Annotated in this window: 14 protein-coding genes; 4 read left to right on the top strand and 10 right to left on the bottom strand. The window is 62.2% G+C overall.

Features of this window, described 5'->3' with window-relative positions:
* Positions 1-72 precede the first annotated feature (72 nt).
* Positions 73-2,679 carry a leucine--tRNA ligase gene (gene leuS, locus AD662_RS25075; protein WP_018610222.1) on the bottom strand — a complete coding sequence of 869 codons (2,607 nt, stop codon included), beginning with the start codon at positions 2,677-2,679 and terminating at the stop codon, positions 73-75.
* Positions 2,680-2,982: 303 nt separating this feature from the next.
* Between leuS and AD662_RS25070 the strand changes: the two genes are divergently transcribed.
* Entirely contained in the window at positions 2,983-3,303 is a 321-nt protein-coding gene (locus tag AD662_RS25070; RefSeq protein WP_018610220.1) for a hypothetical protein, read from the top strand.
* A gap of 103 nt (positions 3,304-3,406) precedes the next feature.
* A complete protein-coding gene (locus AD662_RS25065; protein WP_053189914.1) occupies positions 3,407-4,168 on the top strand; it encodes a YdcF family protein in 762 nt (253 codons plus the stop codon).
* Positions 4,169-4,334: 166 nt separating this feature from the next.
* Here AD662_RS25065 and lnt read toward each other — a convergent pair whose 3' ends face one another.
* From lnt to miaB, 5 genes are all read right to left on the bottom strand, one after another.
* Positions 4,335-5,858 (bottom strand): apolipoprotein N-acyltransferase, encoded by a 1,524-nt coding sequence (lnt, locus tag AD662_RS25060; protein ID WP_053182081.1) that lies wholly within the window; start codon positions 5,856-5,858, stop codon positions 4,335-4,337.
* Positions 5,859-5,885: 27 nt separating this feature from the next.
* Positions 5,886-6,725, bottom strand: a complete 840-nt coding sequence (locus AD662_RS25055) for a CorC family transporter (RefSeq protein ID WP_003205870.1) — start codon at positions 6,723-6,725, stop codon at positions 5,886-5,888.
* 40 nt (positions 6,726-6,765) lie between these two features.
* Positions 6,766-7,224: an rRNA maturation RNase YbeY gene (gene ybeY, locus AD662_RS25050; RefSeq protein WP_003205868.1), complete on the bottom strand. Its 459-nt coding sequence runs from the start codon at positions 7,222-7,224 to the stop codon at positions 6,766-6,768.
* Positions 7,217-8,227 carry a PhoH family protein gene (locus tag AD662_RS25045; protein ID WP_018609885.1) on the bottom strand — a complete coding sequence of 337 codons (1,011 nt, stop codon included), beginning with the start codon at positions 8,225-8,227 and terminating at the stop codon, positions 7,217-7,219. Before AD662_RS25045 ends, ybeY begins: the two co-directional genes overlap by 8 nt.
* A gap of 238 nt (positions 8,228-8,465) precedes the next feature.
* Positions 8,466-9,794: a tRNA (N6-isopentenyl adenosine(37)-C2)-methylthiotransferase MiaB gene (gene miaB / locus AD662_RS25040; protein WP_018609886.1), complete on the bottom strand. Its 1,329-nt coding sequence runs from the start codon at positions 9,792-9,794 to the stop codon at positions 8,466-8,468.
* A gap of 133 nt (positions 9,795-9,927) precedes the next feature.
* Between miaB and AD662_RS25035 the strand changes: the two genes are divergently transcribed.
* Positions 9,928-10,257 carry a DUF1820 family protein gene (locus AD662_RS25035; RefSeq protein WP_003185742.1) on the top strand — a complete coding sequence of 110 codons (330 nt, stop codon included), beginning with the start codon at positions 9,928-9,930 and terminating at the stop codon, positions 10,255-10,257.
* A 188-nt stretch (positions 10,258-10,445) separates the two neighbouring features.
* On the opposite strand, the gene AD662_RS25030 is transcribed toward AD662_RS25035, so the two are convergent.
* From AD662_RS25030 to AD662_RS25015, 4 genes are all read right to left on the bottom strand, one after another.
* Positions 10,446-11,000: a tetratricopeptide repeat protein gene (locus AD662_RS25030; RefSeq protein ID WP_003205863.1), complete on the bottom strand. Its 555-nt coding sequence runs from the start codon at positions 10,998-11,000 to the stop codon at positions 10,446-10,448.
* Positions 11,001-11,218: 218 nt separating this feature from the next.
* Entirely contained in the window at positions 11,219-12,502 is a 1,284-nt protein-coding gene (gene hemL, locus AD662_RS25025) for a glutamate-1-semialdehyde 2,1-aminomutase (RefSeq protein ID WP_018609887.1), read from the bottom strand.
* A 29-nt stretch (positions 12,503-12,531) separates the two neighbouring features.
* Positions 12,532-13,158: a thiamine phosphate synthase gene (gene thiE, locus AD662_RS25020; RefSeq protein ID WP_053189913.1), complete on the bottom strand. Its 627-nt coding sequence runs from the start codon at positions 13,156-13,158 to the stop codon at positions 12,532-12,534.
* A gap of 17 nt (positions 13,159-13,175) precedes the next feature.
* A complete protein-coding gene (locus AD662_RS25015) occupies positions 13,176-13,973 on the bottom strand; it encodes a hydroxymethylpyrimidine/phosphomethylpyrimidine kinase (protein WP_024616125.1) in 798 nt (265 codons plus the stop codon).
* 419 nt (positions 13,974-14,392) lie between these two features.
* Here AD662_RS25015 and AD662_RS25010 point away from each other — a divergent pair, with 419 nt between their 5' ends.
* Positions 14,393-16,777, top strand: coding sequence for a hybrid sensor histidine kinase/response regulator (locus AD662_RS25010; RefSeq protein WP_053189912.1), 2,385 nt, complete (start codon positions 14,393-14,395; stop codon positions 16,775-16,777).
* Positions 16,778-16,822 lie beyond the last annotated feature (45 nt).

Here is a 16,822-nt window from a genome sequence, read left to right as displayed (position 1 = left end):
CCCTATGGGGGTCGACCATGCGACCCCGCAGGTTGTATTCGGCGCCAGGCTCAAGCCTTGCGCCCGATCCAATTAGCTTGCGACGATGTTGACCAGCTTGCCGGGCACGACGATCACTTTGCGAATCGTCAGGCCATCGACAAAGCGCAGCACGTTTTCATTGGCCCGGGCAGCGGCTTCGACTTCTTCGCGTGTGGCGGCGGCCGGCATTTCGATCTGGCCGCGCAGCTTGCCGTTGACCTGGATGACCAGGGTCAGGCTGTCCTGCACCAGCGCGGTTTCGTCCACCACCGGCCAGCGAGCGTCAATCACCGGGTCGGCGTGACCCAGTTGCTTCCACAGCTCGTGGCTGATGTGCGGCGTGATTGGCGCCAGCAACAGCGTCACGGCTTCCAGGCCTTCGTGAACCAGTGCGCGATCCTGTTCGGTGCCTTGCGCGGCTTTTTCCAGCACGTTCATCAGCGTCATCACCTGGGCGATGGCGGTGTTGAATTTGTGGTTCTGGCCGACGTCATGGCTGGCCTGCTTGATGGCCAGGTGGATCGAGCGACGAATGGCTTTCTGCTCGTCGTTCAGGCTGGCGACGCTCAGTTTGCCCGGCAGGCCCTGGCTGACGTGGGCTTGCGCCAGGCGCCAGACGCGCTTGAGGAAACGGTGCGAGCCTTCGACGCCCGAATCGGACCACTCTGCGCTCATGTCAGGTGGCGAGGCGAACATCATGAACAAGCGGCAGGTGTCTGCGCCGAACTGGTCGATCATCGACTGTGGGTCGACGCCGTTGTTCTTCGACTTGGCCATTTTCTCGGTGCCGCCGATTTCCACCGGCAGGCCGTCGGCAATCAGCTTGGCGCTGATGACCTTGGCTTTGCTGTCGCGTTCGAGTTCGACGTCGCTCGGGTTGAACCAGGTGTAGGCACCGTTGGCTTCGCGACGGTAGTACGTCTCGGCGATCACCATGCCTTGGGTCAGCAGGTTCTTGAACGGCTCGTTGGAGCTCACCAGGCCTTCGTCACGCATCAGCTTGTGGAAGAAGCGTGCGTAGAGCAGGTGGAGAATGGCGTGTTCGATGCCGCCAATGTACTGGTCCACTGGCAACCAGTGATCGGCCGCGGATTTTTCCACCAGGCCGCCTTGGTAGTGCGGCGAGGCGTAGCGTGCGTAGTACCAGGACGACTCGACGAAGGTGTCCATGGTGTCGGTTTCACGCTTGGCCGGCGCGCCGCATTTCGGGCAGCTGCACTCGTAGAACTCGGGCATGCGCGCCAGGGGCGAACCGGCGCCATCGGGTACGACGTCTTCCGGCAGGACCACGGGCAGTTGATCTTCCGGCACCGGTACGTCACCGCAGGTGTCGCAATGCACGATCGGGATCGGGCAGCCCCAGTAGCGTTGGCGGCTGATGCCCCAGTCCCGCAGGCGGAACTGGGTGCGCGAGGCGCCGAGGTTCTTCTTGATCAGGGCGACTTCGATGGCATCGAACGCGCCGGGGAAATCCAGGCCGTTGAACTCACCGGAGTTGATCAGCTCGCCATGTTCACCATAGGCGTCCTGCCAAGGTTCCGGGGTCTGGTCGCCGGCGCTGGTACGCACCACGGCTTTGACCGGCAGGTTGTACTTGTGGGCGAATTCGAAATCGCGCTCGTCGTGGGCCGGCACCGCCATGACAGCGCCGTCGCCGTAGTGCATCAGCACGTAGTTGGCGACCCATACCGGCAGTTTCTCGCCGGTGAGCGGGTGCTCGACGAACAACGAAGTCGCCAGGCCTTTCTTCTCTTGAGTGGCGACGTCGGCTTCGGCGACGCTGCCGCCCTTGCATTCGGCGATGAACGCCTGCAGCTCAGGGTTGTTCTGTGCCGCCAGGGTGGCCAGCGGGTGCTCGGCGGCCACGGCCACATACGTGGCGCCCATCAGCGTGTCCGGGCGGGTGGTGAAGACTTTCAGGGTGCCGGCTTCGCCAATGGAGGCGACGTCGTACGGGAACTGCACTTCCATGCCCCGGGACTTGCCGATCCAGTTGCGCTGCATGGTCTTGACCTGCTCGGGCCAGCCGGTCAGCTCGTCGAGACTCTCCAGGAGTTCATCCGCGTAGGCGGTGATCTTGAAGTAGTACATCGGGATTTCGCGCTTTTCGATCAGCGCGCCGGAGCGCCAGCCGCGACCGTCGATCACTTGTTCGTTGGCCAGTACGGTCTGGTCCACCGGGTCCCAGTTCACCGTGCCGTTCTTGCGGTAGATCACGCCTTTTTCGAACAGGCGGGTGAACAGCCATTGTTCCCAGCGGTAGTAGTCGGGCTTGCAGGTGGTGACCTCGCGGGACCAGTCCACCGCCAGGCCCAGGCTGCGCAGCTGGTTCTTCATGTAGGCGATGTTTTCGTAGGTCCACTTGGCGGGGGCCACGTTGTTCTTCATCGCGGCGTTTTCCGCCGGCATGCCGAAGGCGTCCCAACCCATGGGTTGCAGGACGTTCTTGCCTTGCATGCGCTGGTAGCGGGAGATCACGTCGCCGATGGTGTAGTTGCGCACGTGCCCCATGTGTAGCTTGCCGCTGGGGTAAGGGAACATCGACAGGCAGTAGAAAGTCTCCTTGCCTGGCTGTTCGCTGACTTCAAAGGACTTTTGCTCGTCCCAGAACGACTGGGCGGCGGCTTCGATTTCACGGGGCTGGTAGTGTTCGTGCATGGCTACTTTTGTACTGAATGGGGTGGCCCAATCCTCTTCGTTGCCATGCTGGACGCAGACGACGCCGAATGCGGCGTTTTCGATGCCCAGCCAAGCTGGAAGTGGAGTTACAGGAAGCGCCGTAGCATACATGACCGCGCTCTGCCGAGGGAAACCCTGATTGCTGCCGAACTGTTGCCGAACTGTTGCCGAGCACCGGCGATGACCGGTGTTCAGGGCCGTTGGTCGCGGCGCCCTGCCGGTTTGCCCAGCGAAGCTAAGCTTCTCAATGGGGAGTGAGTCTTATCTTCAATGAGGTGAGGGATGGTTGAATCACAACGAAAAGTCGCTACACCTGAGTTGTACGAAAAACTGATCGATCGTCTCGGGGTGGCCCTGGACGCTGCAAGAACCGCCGGTCGCTTGCGTGATGAACGCCCGGTAGAGCTGGAACTGCGAGGCTTGAGCCCCGCGGAGTTCGAACTGGTCAAGGCTTACCTTGAACAGGCCGGATATCAACCCCCCACCAGTGGGGCCCAGGTACTCAAGCGTCTCGATGCGCCCCGTTCGGCCAAGGTTGTTTGGCTCAAGGACCGGACGCCTGAGAAGGATGCTGTAAAGGTCCGGTCGCTGCAGTTCAAGTAAAGCCGGATTCACGCGTGTCGCTTTTTTTGGTTCAAGGCTTTTTCGAATCTGTTGTCGCTTTGCGTCAACCCACTTAGGCTTCGGGCATCTATGGAGATGCCCGATGCCGTTTCGCTATTTCATCAAACAACTTTTATTGCCGCCCGGCATTCTTTTGCTGCTGTTGGCGCTTGCCTGGTGGTGGCGCCATTCACGGCCGCGCCTGGCCCGGCTGTGTTTCGCCGTGGGCCTGGGCGGTTTCTGGTTGATGAGCCTGCCGGTGGTGGTGCAGTGGAGCGCCAAGGCATTGGAGCGTGAGCCGCCGCTGCTTCGTGGCGAATGGGCGACCCTGGCCCAGCGTGCCGACGCCATCGTGGTACTGGGTTCCGGTCGCGAGCGCGGTGACCTGGCCTGGGGCGCTGACCAGCCCACCGGTGTCGGCCTGGAGCGCCAGCGCTATGCGGCGCGACTGGCCAAGGCTTCAGGCTTGCCTGTGTTGACAACCGGTGGCTTGCACTACGGCACCCCGCCCAGCGAGGCCAAGCTGATGGCCGACTCGATGCTGGAGGATTTCGGCGTCAACGTGCGCTGGCAGGAAGGGCGGAGCCGCACCACCTGGGAAAACGCCCAGATGAGCGCCGAGATCCTGTTGCCGGAAGGCATCAAGCGGGTCGTAGTGGTGACCCAGGCCTGGCACATGCAACGGTCGGTCTGGAGTTTCGAGCGCGCGGGGTTTGAAGTGGTGCCGGCGCCGGTGGGTTTCCTGGGGCAGGACAACGCCCGGCCACTGGGCGGCTGGATGCCGGAGTTCAAGTCGATCTGGCAATCCGGGCAGTTGATGAATGAGGCGGTGGGGCTGGTGGGGTATTGGTTGTTCTACCGCTGAGTATTTGGGTGTGGGACATCTGTGGGAGCAAGGCTTGTGTGGGAGCAAGGCTTGCCCGCGATGCAGGCGCCTTTGTTCCCAAGGCAGACCGCGTTGATTTCATCGCGGGCAAGCCTTGCTCCCACAAGAAGCTCTTTGGTCCCAAGGTAGTTCATCCGCCGTGGGATCAAACGGTCCTGGCCATCCGTCCCGCCATCAACGCCCAGCCCAGCAGCAACACGCACAAGATGATCAGCGGCCACGAGCGCCATTGCAGGTACGGCGTCAGGTCGTGCATCGGCACCACTTCGCCGTACAGAATGCCGCGCTCGAATTGCGGGATCTGTGCAGTGATCTGGCCGAAGGGGTTGATCAGGCCGGTCACGCCGTTGTTGGTGGCGCGGATCATCCAGCGGCCGGCTTCCAGGGCGCGCATCTGGGCCATTTGCAGGTGTTGCAGCGGGCCGATCGAGGTGCCGAACCAGGTGTCGTTGCTGATGGTCAGCAGCAAGTCGCTGCGCGCCGAGAGGCTGGCGGCAAATTCCGGGTAGACCACTTCATAGCAGATGAACGGCGCGATCTGGTAACCCTTGGCCTGCAGCAATGGCTGGTCGGCCGGGCCCCGGGCGAAGTCCGACATGGGCAGGTCGAAGAAGGCGATCAGGCCACGCAGGATGTCTTGCAGCGGTACGTACTCGCCGAACGGCACGAGTTTTTGCTTCAAGTAAGTGCCGTCACCTTCCCCGGTCACGGTGATGCCGTTGTAGTAACGCTTCTCTTGGCGCACCAGTTGGCGAATCGGCACGCCAGTGATCAGCGCCGACTGCCGCTCGGCGGCGAAGTTGCCCATCATGTCCAGGTAGCCCTGGGCAGACTCTTTGAGTACCGGCACCGCGGTTTCCGGCCAGATCAGCAGGTCGACGCGCTTGGAGGCGAAGCTCATGTCGCGGTACAGCGCCAACTGCGCGTTGAGCTGCTCGGGGTCCCACTTCATGCTTTGTTCGATGTTGCCCTGGATCGCCGCGACGCTCAGCGGGTCGCCCGAAGGACTGGTCCAGGCGTGGCCCTTGAGTGCCATGCCAGCCACCCATGGGCCGATCAGCAGCAGCACGCCCGCGGCGATAAAGCCTTTGCGTCCGGTGCGGATCAACCGGGGCGCGTTGTACAGCAGCGCGGCGGTCAGGGCCAGGGTGAAGGAGATCAGCCACATCCCGCCCAGCGGCGCGAGGCCGGACAGCGGGCCGTCGAGTTGGCTGTAGCCGGAATACAGCCACGGGAAACCGGTGAGGAACCAGCCGCGGAAGGCTTCCTGGCCCAACCACAGCGCGGCGAACGCCAGGGCATCGGCCAGCGGCGCCTCGTTGCGGCGCAACCAGCGCGCCCACAGCCAGGCGGGCAGGGCGAAGAACCAGGCGATGGCGGCGATGAACAGCAGCATCAACAACCCGGCGAGCAGCACCGAGGCGCCGCCGAAGTTGTGGATGCTGACGTAGATCCAGCTGGTGCCGGCGCCAAACAGGCCAAAACCGAAGCACCAGCCACGGCCCAGGGCCTGGCGCGGCGAGAGTTCGCGCAGCCCGGCATAGAACAGGCCGACCGCCAGCAATGCCAGCGGCCAGAGGTCGAACGGCGCCAGGGCCAGGGTGGTGATCGCGCCGGCCGCCATGGCCAGCAGGTTACCGGGCCAGCCGGGGCGGGTTATCCAGCGCATTTTTGTCCTTAGCGGGTCTCGCAGGGGTTATCGGCCAATGGGGGATAGGCGCAGCAAGTGAATCCGACGGCTGTCGGCATTCAGGATGCGGAAGCGCCAGGAGCCGATTTCCGTGGTTTCGTTGCGCTTGGGCAGGTGCCCGAAAGCGCTCATCACCAGGCCGCCGACGGTGTCGAATTCATCGTCGGAGAATTGGCTGTCGAAGAATTCGTTGAAGTTCTCGATCGGCGTCAGGGCCTTGATCAGGAAGTCGCCGCTGGGCAGGGGCTTGATGTAGCTGTCTTCCTCTACGTCGTGCTCGTCCTCGATGTCGCCGACGATCTGCTCGAGCACGTCTTCGATGGTGACCAGGCCGGCCACGCCGCCGTATTCGTCGATGACGATGGCCATGTGGTTGTGGTTGGCGCGGAATTCACGCAGCAGCACGTTCAGGCGCTTGGACTCGGGCACGAAGGTGGCCGGGCGCAACAGGTCCTTGATGTTGAAGCTGTCGCCGTTTTCCTGAAGGATCAGCGGCAGCAGGTCCTTGGCCAGCAGCACGCCCATGACGTCGTCATGGCTCTCGCCGACGACCGGATAGCGCGAGTGAGCGGAGTCGACCACGGCGGGCAAAAATTCACGAGGGGTCTGGGTCGCCTTGATGCTGACCATCTGCGAGCGCGGGACCATGATGTCCCGCACTTGCAGGTCAGCGACCTGGATGGCGCCTTCGACGATGGCCAGCGCTTCGCTGTCCAGCAGTTTGTTCTGGTGTGCGTCGCGCAGCAGCTCCAGCAGCTCCTGGCGGTTTTTCGGCTCATGGGCAAAAGCCTGGGTGAGCTTGCCCAGCCATGACTTCTGCCCGTTGCTCGATCGATCTTCGCTCATAGCGATTACTCTGAATCCTTTGTCGTTACAGGTTGATGTATCAGTGTTCGTCGCCGGCGTAGGGGTCGGGATGACCCAGCTCTGCAAGCAACGTTCGTTCCAGTGCTTCCATCTCTTCGGCTTCGTCATCTTCTATATGGTCGTAACCCAGTAGATGCAAGCAGCCGTGAATCACCAGATGGGCCCAGTGGGCCTCAGGGGTCTTGTCTTGTTCCGCCGCTTCACGCTCCACCACCGGGACGCAGATCACCAGGTCGCCCAGCAACGGGATGTCGAGCAGTTCGTCGGGTACGTCGGCGGGGAACGACAGCACGTTGGTGGCGTAGTCTTTCTGCCGCCAGGTGTGGTTCAGTTCACGGCCTTCGGGTTCGTCCACCAGGCGGATCGTCAGCTCAGAGTCGGCGCTGCGCTGGCGCAGGGCCAGTTCGCACCATTGGCGGAACTGGGCTTCGCTGGGGGCGGCGTGTTCGCAGGCCACTTGCAGGTCGAGTTCAAGCATTGTGGCGATGGCCTTTGCTTTCGGCCGAGTCTTCATCGGCGCGATTCTCGAAACGCTCGTAGGCTTCGACAATGCGTTGCACCAACGGATGTCGCACGACGTCCTTGGGCATGAAGTGCGTGAAGCTGATGCCCGGCACGTCCTTGAGGACCTGGATCACATGGTTCAGCCCGGACTTGGTGCCCTTGGGCAAGTCGACTTGGGTGATGTCCCCGGTGATGACGGCGGTGGAGCCGAAGCCGATCCGGGTCAGGAACATTTTCATCTGCTCGACCGTGGTGTTCTGGCTTTCGTCGAGGATGATGAAGCTGTTGTTCAGGGTCCGACCACGCATGTAGGCCAGCGGCGCGACCTCGATGACCTGGCGCTCGATCAGCTTGGCGACGTATTCGAAGCCGAGCATTTCATACAGCGCGTCATAGAGCGGGCGCAGGTACGGGTCGATCTTCTGGGCCAGGTCGCCGGGCAGGAAGCCGAGTTTTTCACCCGCTTCGACCGCCGGTCGCACCAGCAGGATGCGCCGTACCTGTTCACGTTCCAGCGCATCGACGGCGCAGGCCACGGCCAGGTAGGTCTTGCCGGTACCGGCCGGGCCGATGCCGAAGTTGATGTCGTTGCCCAGGATTTCCTTCACGTAGCGCTGCTGATTCAAGCCACGAGGGCGAATCATGCCTTTTTTCGTGCGCAGGGCCACGGCAGGTTCCGACGGGGCAGGGTTGTCGAGTTCTTCGACAGCCGATTCCTGCAGGAACAGGTGGACCGTATCCGGCGACAGCTCGCTCCCCTTGGTTTCCCGGTAGAGACGGCGCAGCAGGTTTTCCGCGGAGGTGGTGTGCTTGGGTTCGCCGATCAGCTCGAACTGGTTTCCGCGGTTGCGGATCTCGATGGCCAGGCGCTGTTCGATCAAGCGCAGGTGCTCGTCGAATTGCCCGCACAGATTGGCGAAGCGGCGAGCCTCAAAGGGCTCGAGAATAAAGCGATGTGGTTCGATGGGTGCGTTCAAGGTCGTTTTTAGCCGCCCGGGGGCAATTAAGGTGAAATCAAGGATAACGCCAGTAGGCTGGGTGCGAAAGCTCTTAAACAGGCGAATCTGATCACAGGGCTTGGCACACCCACTGTGGGAGCAAGGCTTGCCCGCGATCAAGGCGCCGCGGTCTTCAGTGAGATTGCGGTGCTTCTATCGCGGGCAAGCCTTGCTCCCACAGGTCTTGCTTGCACAGGCAACAGGGTTTTTGAGCAGGTTACTGGATCAACGAACCGCGCAGGGAGTGCGGTTGCGCGGCGTCGATGTGCACGTCGGCGAACTGGCCGATCAGGGCCGGGGTGTCACAGCGGAAGTTGACGATGCGGTTGTTTTCGGTCCGCCCTTGCAACTCGCCCGGGTCCTTTTTCGAGTAATCGGTCACCAGAATCCGCTGGACGGAACCGACCATTTGTCGGCTGATCTCGAAACCTTGCTGGTTGAGGCGATGTTGCAAGGCGTTGAGCCGTTCCTTTTTCAGTTCTTCGGGGGTGTCGTCCGCGAGATCAGCCGCTGGGGTGCCAGGACGCTGGCTATAGACGAAGGAATAGGAGAAGTCGAAGCCCACGTCTTCGATCAGCTTCATGGTCTGCTGGAAGTCTTTCTCGGTTTCGCCTGGGAAACCGACGATAAAGTCCGAGCTGATGCAGATCCCCGGCACTGCCGCACGCAACTTGCGCAGCTTGGATTTGTACTCCAGCGCCGTGTGGTTGCGTTTCATGGCCGCAAGGATCCGGTCGGAGCCCGATTGCACCGGCAGGTGCAGGTGCTTGACCAGTTCGGGGACGTCGGCGTGGGCCTGGATCAGGCTGTCGGAGAACTCCAGCGGGTGAGACGTGGTGTAGCGGATGCGGTCGATGCCATCGACTGCCGCCACGACGCGGATCAGTTCGGCGAGGTCCGCCAGGCGGCCGTCATGGGTCAGGCCGCGATAGCCGTTGACGTTCTGCCCCAGCAGGGTCACTTCGCGCACGCCGTGTTCCGCCAGGTGGATGATCTCGGCGATCACGTCGTCGAACGGCCGGCTGACTTCTTCGCCGCGGGTGTAGGGCACCACGCAGAACGTGCAGTACTTGCTGCAACCTTCCATCACCGACACGTAGGCACTAGGGCCGTCGATGCGCGGTTCGGGCAGGTGGTCGAATTTTTCGATTTCCGGGAACGAGACGTCCACTTGCGGCAGCTTGGTGCTGCGCGCGGCGTCGATCATCTCCGGCAGGCGGTGCAAGGTCTGCGGGCCAAAGACCACGTCCACGTACGGCGCACGATCACGAATGGCGGCGCCTTCCTGGCTGGCCACGCAACCGCCCACGGCGATGACCATCTCCGGGTTGGCCAGCTTCAGTTCGCGCCAGCGGCCGAGCTGGGAATACACCCGGTCCTGGGCGCGTTCGCGAATCGAGCAGGTGTTGAGCAGGATCACGTCCGCGTCTTCAGCGCGGGCGGTGACTTCCAGGGCCTGGTGTTCACCCAGCAGATCGACCATGCGCGAGCTGTCGTACTCGTTCATCTGGCAACCGTGGGTTTCGATGTAAAGCTTCTTGGCCATGGACGGGATCATCACGTGATTCAAAGAACCGCGCATTATAGGGAACAAGTCCCTGGGTTCCTACCGCTGCGCGAGCAGTGGCTATGCTATAGTTCGCGCCCTCATTTTTACCCGCCGATGTGTTTCGCCAGCCATGACCAAACGTGAAGCTCCAATCTACAAGGTGATTTTCCTCAACCAGGGCCAGGTGTTCGAAATGTACGCCAAGCAGATCTATCAAAGTGATCTGTGGGGTTTCCTGGAAGTGGAAGAATTCGTCTTTGGCGAGCGCACGCAGGTGGTCGTCGACCCGAGCGAGGAAAAGCTCAAGGCGCAGTTCGAAGGTGTGGTGCGCAGCTTCGTGCCGATGCATTCGATCGTGCGCATCGACGAAGTCGAACGCCTGGGCACCCCGAAAATCAGCGAAGCCCGCGGCGCGGTCGGCAATGTGATGCCGTTTCCGATGCCGATGCCTGAGAAGTAGTTGTCAGTCAGTTAAGAGAAAAGGAGCCGAGCGCGGCCTTTGTGGCGAGGGGATTTATCCCCGCTGGGGCGCGAAGCGGCCCTAAAACCTGACACCTCGGTATTAGAGATTGATTGAGTTGACTGCTTTGGGGCCGCTTCGCAGCCCAGCGGGGATAAATCCCCTCGCCACAAGGGTCTGCGGTGGATTCAAGGCAATGGTGAGAAGGGCGTACGCCCATCGGCGTTCTGCAATTCCATCAGGTATTTGCGAAAGATCTGCCCCAGCACCTGGGTCGCCACTTCCAGCTCGTCGCGGGGCATTTGCTCGGCGACTTCGTCGGCGGTGTCCAGGGCTTCTTCGGCGCCATTGACCGCGGCCATCTTCAGGACGATGTAGGCCTGGACGTTGTTGGCTGGTACGCCTTCGCCATGGAAGAACATGCCACCGAGCTTGAATTGCGCCTGGGCATGGCCTTGCAGCGAGGCTTTTTCGAAGTAGTCGAGGGCTTTTTTGAGGTCGCGCGGCGCAGCCTTGCCTTCGTAGTAGAACTCGCCCAACTCGTATTGCGCTTGTGCATCACCTGCGTCCGCCGCTTTTTGACAGGCGTCGAGTGCCGGTGCGAGATCTTGCGGCTGGGTATTGAGCGTGCAACGGCCCAGCGCCGGGATCAACAACGAGTTGCCGCCTGCCTGTGCATTCGCCAGCAGGGGCTGAAGGAGCAACAGGCAGCCCAAGGCAAGGGTGCGGCCGGTGCGGTTCATGGGAATCGACTTACCTCTGAGGGGCGCGCGGACCCTCCGGGGGATCCAATAAGCGCGCATTATGAAATAAGCAGGGCCATCCTTACAAAGTCTTTACTCGTTTTTCTGCTGCGAGGGAATGCTAACAGCTGCTTGGGGCATAAATACGTAGGAAAAGGGCGGGAAGGTTGTCGGCAATCACTGACGCCAGCTTCAGCCGACGTCAGTTATCCACAGGCTTACTTCAGCGCAGCAAAGGCCCGTTCGGCCGCATCGAGGGTGATCTTCAGCTCGGTCTCGCCATGGGCGATGGACGTGAAGCCGGCTTCGAATGCGCTCGGCGCCAGGTACACGCCGCCGTCGAGCATCAGGTGGAAGAAACGCTTGAAGCGGTCGACGTCGCTGGCCATCACGTCTTCGAAGGTGACGATGTCATCGGCGCCACTGAAGTACAGGCCGAACATGCCGCCGGCCTGGGTGGTCACGAACGGAATGCCTGCCGCGTCGGCACGAACCTGCAGGCCGTCGAGCAGGCGGGTGGTGTAGTCGGTCAGTTCGGCGTGAAAGCCCGGGCGGCTGATCAGGCGCAGGGTGGTCAGGCCGGCGGCCATGGCCAGTGGGTTGCCCGACAGCGTGCCGGCCTGGTAGACCGGGCCCAGCGGTGCGATGCATTCCATTATCTTGCGCTTGCCGCCGAAGCAGCCCACCGGCATGCCGCCGCCGATGATCTTGCCGAAGGTGCTCAGGTCCGGCGTGACGCCGTAATGGGCCTGGGCGCCGCCGAGGGCCACGCGGAAACCGGTCATCACTTCGTCGAAAATCAACACCACGCCGTGCTGGTCGCACAGGCTGCGCAGGCCTTCGAGGAAGCCCGGTGCCGGCGGTACGCAGTTCATGTTGCCGGCCACTGGCTCGACGATGATGCACGCCACTTCCTGGCTGACTTCGCCGAGCATCTTCTCGACGGCTTCGAGGTCGTTGAACGGCAGGGTCAGGGTGTGTTTGGCGAACGCTGCCGGTACGCCGGCCGAGCTCGGCACGCCCTGGGTCAGTGCGCCGGAACCGGCCTTGACCAGCAGGCTGTCGGAATGGCCGTGGTAGCAGCCTTCGAACTTGATGATGCTGTCGCGGCCGGTAAAACCCCGCGCCAGGCGGATCGCGCTCATGGTCGCTTCGGTGCCGGAGCTGACCATGCGTACCATCTCCATCGACGGCACGATCGAGCAGACCAGGTCGGCCATCTCGGTTTCCATCGCGGTCGGAGCGCCATAGGACAGGCCGTGTACCAGTTGCTTGCGCACCGCATCCAGCACGTCCGGATGGCTGTGGCCCAGGATCATCGGGCCCCAGGAGCCGACGTAATCCACATAACGCTTGTCGTCTTCGTCGGTGACGTACGCGCCTTCGGCGTGCTTGAAGAACAGCGGGGTGCCGCCGACGCTCTTGAACGCACGAACGGGCGAGTTCACGCCGCCGGGGATGTGTTTCTGGGCATTGGCAAACAGGGTTTCGGAACGGGACATGGTTGGGCTCTCGAAAACGGAAAAATAGACTATTTGATCAGCAGCAGCTCGTTGAAGGCGCGGGCGCGGCGCGTCACTTCAGTGGTGCTGTCGGCGCCGAACAGGCCGTGGACCACCGCCAGCAGGTCGACCCCGTGGGCCACCAGCGGGGCGGCGTTGTCCAGGGTGATGCCGCCAATGGCGCACATCGGGATATGCAGTTTGAGGTGCGCCTGTTCGAGCAGTTCAAGGTTTGCGCTGGGGGCGCCGGGCTTGGTGTTGGAATTGAAGAAACGCCCGAACGCGACATAAGTGGCACCTTCGCTGGCGGCCTGTTCGGCCAGTGCCAGGCTGGCGTGGCAGGTGGCGCCGACGATCGCCTTGTGCCCGAGCAGTGCCCGTACTGGCGCCAACGGGCCATCGGTCTGGCCCAGGTGCACACCGACGCCCAGGCGTGCGGCCAGCTCGGCGTCGTCGTTGATGATCAACTGGGTCTTGTAGCGCTCGCACAGGTTGCGCAGTGCTTCGGCTTCCCGCAGCCGGCGGGCCTCGTCGCTGCTTTTGTCGCGGTATTGCAGCAGGGTGACGCCACCTTCCAGCGCCGCTTCGACATAAGCGAGGAACTTGCCGGCCAGCAATTGGCTATCGGTGATGGCGTAAAGGCCACGTAATTTCATTCCACAGGCCTCCAGTGCTACGAGCAGAAATCCAGCGGCAGGCGACGCGGCACGAACTGGCCTTTGCCCAGTTGTTCGGCATCGCGCAAGGTGCGCCAGGTGTAATCCAGCGCCGTCTTGACGGCGCTGGCGAGCTGTTCGCCCTGGGCCAGCCGACCGGCCAGGGCGCTGGCCAGGGTGCAGCCGGAACCGTGGTAACTGCCGGGCAGGCGCTGGCAGGTAAAGGTTTCACGGCGGCCATCGCGGCTGTACAGGCGATTATGGACCTCATGTTCGTCGCCGTGACCACCGGTGATCAACAGGTGTTTGACGAAGGGCAGCAGTTTTTCCGCGCACTCGTCGGCGCTGCCCTCGGGCAGTTCGGCGAGGATGCGCGCTTCCGGCAGGTTGGGGGTGGCGATGATTGCCAGGGGCAGCAGGCGTTCGCGCATGGCGTAGCCGACCTCATCCTTGCCCAGGCGCCCACCACCGCCGGCGCGCAGCACCGGGTCGCAGACCATGGGCAGGTGCGGGTGCGCCTGGAGCAGTTCGACCACCGTGTCGACCATTTCCAGTGAGCCAAGCATCCCCAGCTTGACCGCTGCCACCTGGGCGTCGTTGAGCACGGCATTGGCTTGCGCCAGCACCCACTCGCGGTCGAGCACGCGGAAATCGCTGACGTTGACGGTGTCTTGCACGGTCAACGCGGTAACGGCAGGGGCGGCATGACAACCCTGGGCAAGCAGGGCTTCGATATCTGCCTGCAAACCGGCGCCACCACTGGGGTCGTGGCCGGAGAGACAGAGGACAACGGGGCGAGAGCTGTAGATATTCATGGTGCGCGAGCTTACCACCAAACCCTTCTGGTCGGCGTGTACCTGTGATGATGGAAGTCATCTGTGGCGAGGGGATTTATCCCCGCTGGGGTGCGAAGCGCCCCCATTCAAACTATCTGATATACCGAGGTGACACTTATTGGGGCTGCTTCACGCCCAGCGGGGATAAATCCCCTCGCCACAATAGAACTCGGCGCCTACGAAATTACGACCTGACCAAGGCAACAGCTCTATCTCAAGCCTTTGCTCTGAAACGCCCGTTCTAGAGCCTTCTGTAGGAAAAATTTCAATGGTGCAAATTGGCCATCAGCGGCTATGCTAGAGATGGATCCAACTCATAACAGGTAATGCCGGTTTTACGTCTACTCAGGGAATGGGGGGCTTCCTGACTCAACCGGACAGTCCACGCTGGGGCTTAAATGCGCTATTTGCTGATGTTGCTGCTGTGCTTGTCCCCTCTGGCAAGTGCCCTGGAATTCGATGAATTCACTCAAAGCCTGCCCTTGGGCCATGCCCTGCAAGTGTTCGAAGATGCGGGCGGCACGGCCACCATTGATGAGGTCCAGGCCCAGGCTGCTGCCGGTGCTTTCAAACCCCACGACAAAGCCACGCTGAATGCCGGTTACTCGCGATCAGCGTTCTGGTTGAAAATCGATCTGCACTATCGCCCCGGCAATCCGGACGCCCAGCGCACCTGGCTGCTGGAACTGGCGTACCCGCCGCTGGATCACCTCGACTTGTACCTGCCCGATGCGGCGGGGGCCTATCGCCTGGTTCGCCAGACCGGTGATGCGTTGCCGTTCACCAGCCGCGAGATCCACCAGAACAACTACCTGTTCAGCCTGGCTTTCAAACCCGAACAACGGCAGACCCTCTACCTGCGCCTGCAAAGCCAGGGTTCGATCCAGGCGCCGCTGACGCTGTGGTCGAGCACCGCGTACCTCGAGCAACAGCCAGTGCGTTTGTATGTGCTGGGGATCATCTACGGCGTGCTGCTGGGGATGCTGGTCTACAACCTGTTCATCTATCTGAGCGTGCGCGATACCAGCTACCTCTATTACATCTTCTACATTGCTTCGTTCGGCCTGTATCAGTTGTCGGTCAACGGCGCCGCCGTGGAGTACTTCTGGCCGGATAACCCCTGGTGGGCCAACGCCGCGACGCCGTTCTTCATTGGCTGCGCGGGCCTGTTTGGCAGCCAGTTCGCTCGCAGCTTCCTACAAACCGCCCGGCAGGGCCGTTGGCTGGACCGCATGCTGCTGGCGCTGATCGGCTACAGCGCGGTGGTGGTCGGCCTGTCACTGATGACCAGCTATGCCTTGGCGCTGCGCCTGGCGACGGCGTTGGCACTGGTGTTCACGGTGGCGATCTTTGCCGCCGGGCTGTTTGCCTGGTGGCGTGGCCTGCGGGTGGCGCGTTACTTCATCATTGCCTGGTCGGCGTTTCTGCTGGGGGGCATCATCAATACCTTGATGGTGCTGGGTTACCTGCCGAACGTCTTCCTGACCATGTACGCCAGCCAGATCGGCTCGGCCATCGAAGTGGCGCTGTTGTCCCTGGCCCTGGCCGATCGCATCAATGCCATGCGCGAACAGCAGGCCCAGACCCTGTTGGATGCCGGGCAGAAACTCGAAGTGCTCAACCAGCAATTGGCCCACAGCAACAAGCTCAAGGATGAGTTCCTCGCTACCCTGACCCATGAGCTGCGCACGCCGATGAATGGCGTGATCGGTTCTCTGGAGTTGATGGGAACCGTCGAGATGGACGAGGAGATGACCCAGTATCAACAGACCGCCGCCGGTTCGGCGCGGGACATGATGCGAATGGTCAACGGCATCCTCACCCTGACTGAGTTGCAGGCCGGCAAGCTCAAGGTCTATCCGGCGCCGTTCAGCCTGCGCGGGGTGGTCAATGCGCTGCAGGTGCAGTTCGGTGCCAATGCCGCGACCAAGGGCTTGGACTTCAAGGTCGACGTGGCCCCGGGCCTGGCGGACCGGTTGGTCGGTGACAGCGGCAAACTGGCCCAGTGCCTGGAATGCCTGCTGGACAACGCCATCAAGTTCACTCGGGTTGGCGGCCTGGCGCTGCGCGTCAGTGGCAGGCCGACGCAGCACGACCGGCTGGTGCTGTCCTTTGCCGTGATTGACACCGGCATCGGCTTTACCGATCTGGCAGAGGCGACCTTGTACCAGCGCTTCTTCCAGCTCGACGGCTCGATGACCCGCGAATACGGCGGCCTCGGCGTGGGTCTGGCCATCTGTCGGCAATTGGTGGAACTGCTGGGCGGGCGCCTGACCCACAGCTCCGAGTCCGGTCGCGGCAGCCGTTTTCAGTTGGACGTGGAGTTCGACGTGGCCTTGCCAGCGGCGGTCCCGACACCGTTTTCCTTCGGTGGCCGCCAGGGTTCGCGCGTGCCGCAGGATTGCACGGTGCTACTGGCCGATGACAGCAGCATCGATCAGTTGGTCATGCGCGGCATGTTGCTCAAGCTCGGTTATCGGGTGCGCACCGCCGACAGTGGCCGCGCCGCGCTGGATCTGCTGCACGGCGAGCGCTTTGATGCGGTGCTGCTCGATTGCCAGTCGTCGCCGCTGGACGGTGTGTCGCTCTGCTGCCAGATCCACACCTTGTCCGGCTGCGAGGAACTGCCAGTGCTGGTGGTCAGCCCGAACGTGGGGCGCGAGTGCTGTCCCTCGGGCGCGCAGATCGATTACCTGAACAAACCCGTGAAATTCGAGGCACTGCAGGCGATGCTCCAGCGCCGTGTGCTTTGCCCGAGGCAGGGTGAAAGCGCCGATATTTAGGCGTATATGACACTTTGTTCGGCCTGGAGGCGGTGCTTAACTGAA

Origin of the sequence: Pseudomonas kilonensis (assembly GCF_001269885.1) — a bacterium.
Taxonomy (GTDB): Bacteria; Pseudomonadota; Gammaproteobacteria; order Pseudomonadales; family Pseudomonadaceae; genus Aquipseudomonas; species Aquipseudomonas kilonensis.
The sequence above is the reverse complement of the archived record's forward strand: the minus strand, read 5'-3'. Positions and strand labels throughout refer to the sequence as shown.

Bases quoted from the DNA above. Each gene is read 5' to 3' on its own strand.
- miaB (WP_018609886.1), bottom strand. From the start codon at position 9,794: ATGGCCAAGAAGCTTTACATCGAAACCCACGGTTGCCAGATGAACGAG.
- AD662_RS25015 (WP_024616125.1), bottom strand. From the start codon at position 13,973: ATGAATATCTACAGCTCTCGCCCCGTTGTCCTCTGTCTCTCCGGCCAC.
- AD662_RS25065 (WP_053189914.1), top strand. From the start codon at position 3,407: ATGCCGTTTCGCTATTTCATCAAACAACTTTTATTGCCGCCCGGCATT.
- AD662_RS25070 (WP_018610220.1), top strand. From the start codon at position 2,983: ATGGTTGAATCACAACGAAAAGTCGCTACACCTGAGTTGTACGAAAAA.
- AD662_RS25030 (WP_003205863.1), bottom strand. From the start codon at position 11,000: ATGAACCGCACCGGCCGCACCCTTGCCTTGGGCTGCCTGTTGCTCCTT.
- thiE (WP_053189913.1), bottom strand. From the start codon at position 13,158: ATGAAATTACGTGGCCTTTACGCCATCACCGATAGCCAATTGCTGGCC.
- ybeY (WP_003205868.1), bottom strand. From the start codon at position 7,224: ATGCTTGAACTCGACCTGCAAGTGGCCTGCGAACACGCCGCCCCCAGC.
- AD662_RS25055 (WP_003205870.1), bottom strand. From the start codon at position 6,725: ATGAGCGAAGATCGATCGAGCAACGGGCAGAAGTCATGGCTGGGCAAG.
- lnt (WP_053182081.1), bottom strand. From the start codon at position 5,858: ATGCGCTGGATAACCCGCCCCGGCTGGCCCGGTAACCTGCTGGCCATG.
- hemL (WP_018609887.1), bottom strand. From the start codon at position 12,502: ATGTCCCGTTCCGAAACCCTGTTTGCCAATGCCCAGAAACACATCCCC.
- leuS (WP_018610222.1), bottom strand. From the start codon at position 2,679: ATGCACGAACACTACCAGCCCCGTGAAATCGAAGCCGCCGCCCAGTCG.
- AD662_RS25010 (WP_053189912.1), top strand. From the start codon at position 14,393: ATGCGCTATTTGCTGATGTTGCTGCTGTGCTTGTCCCCTCTGGCAAGT.
- AD662_RS25035 (WP_003185742.1), top strand. From the start codon at position 9,928: ATGACCAAACGTGAAGCTCCAATCTACAAGGTGATTTTCCTCAACCAG.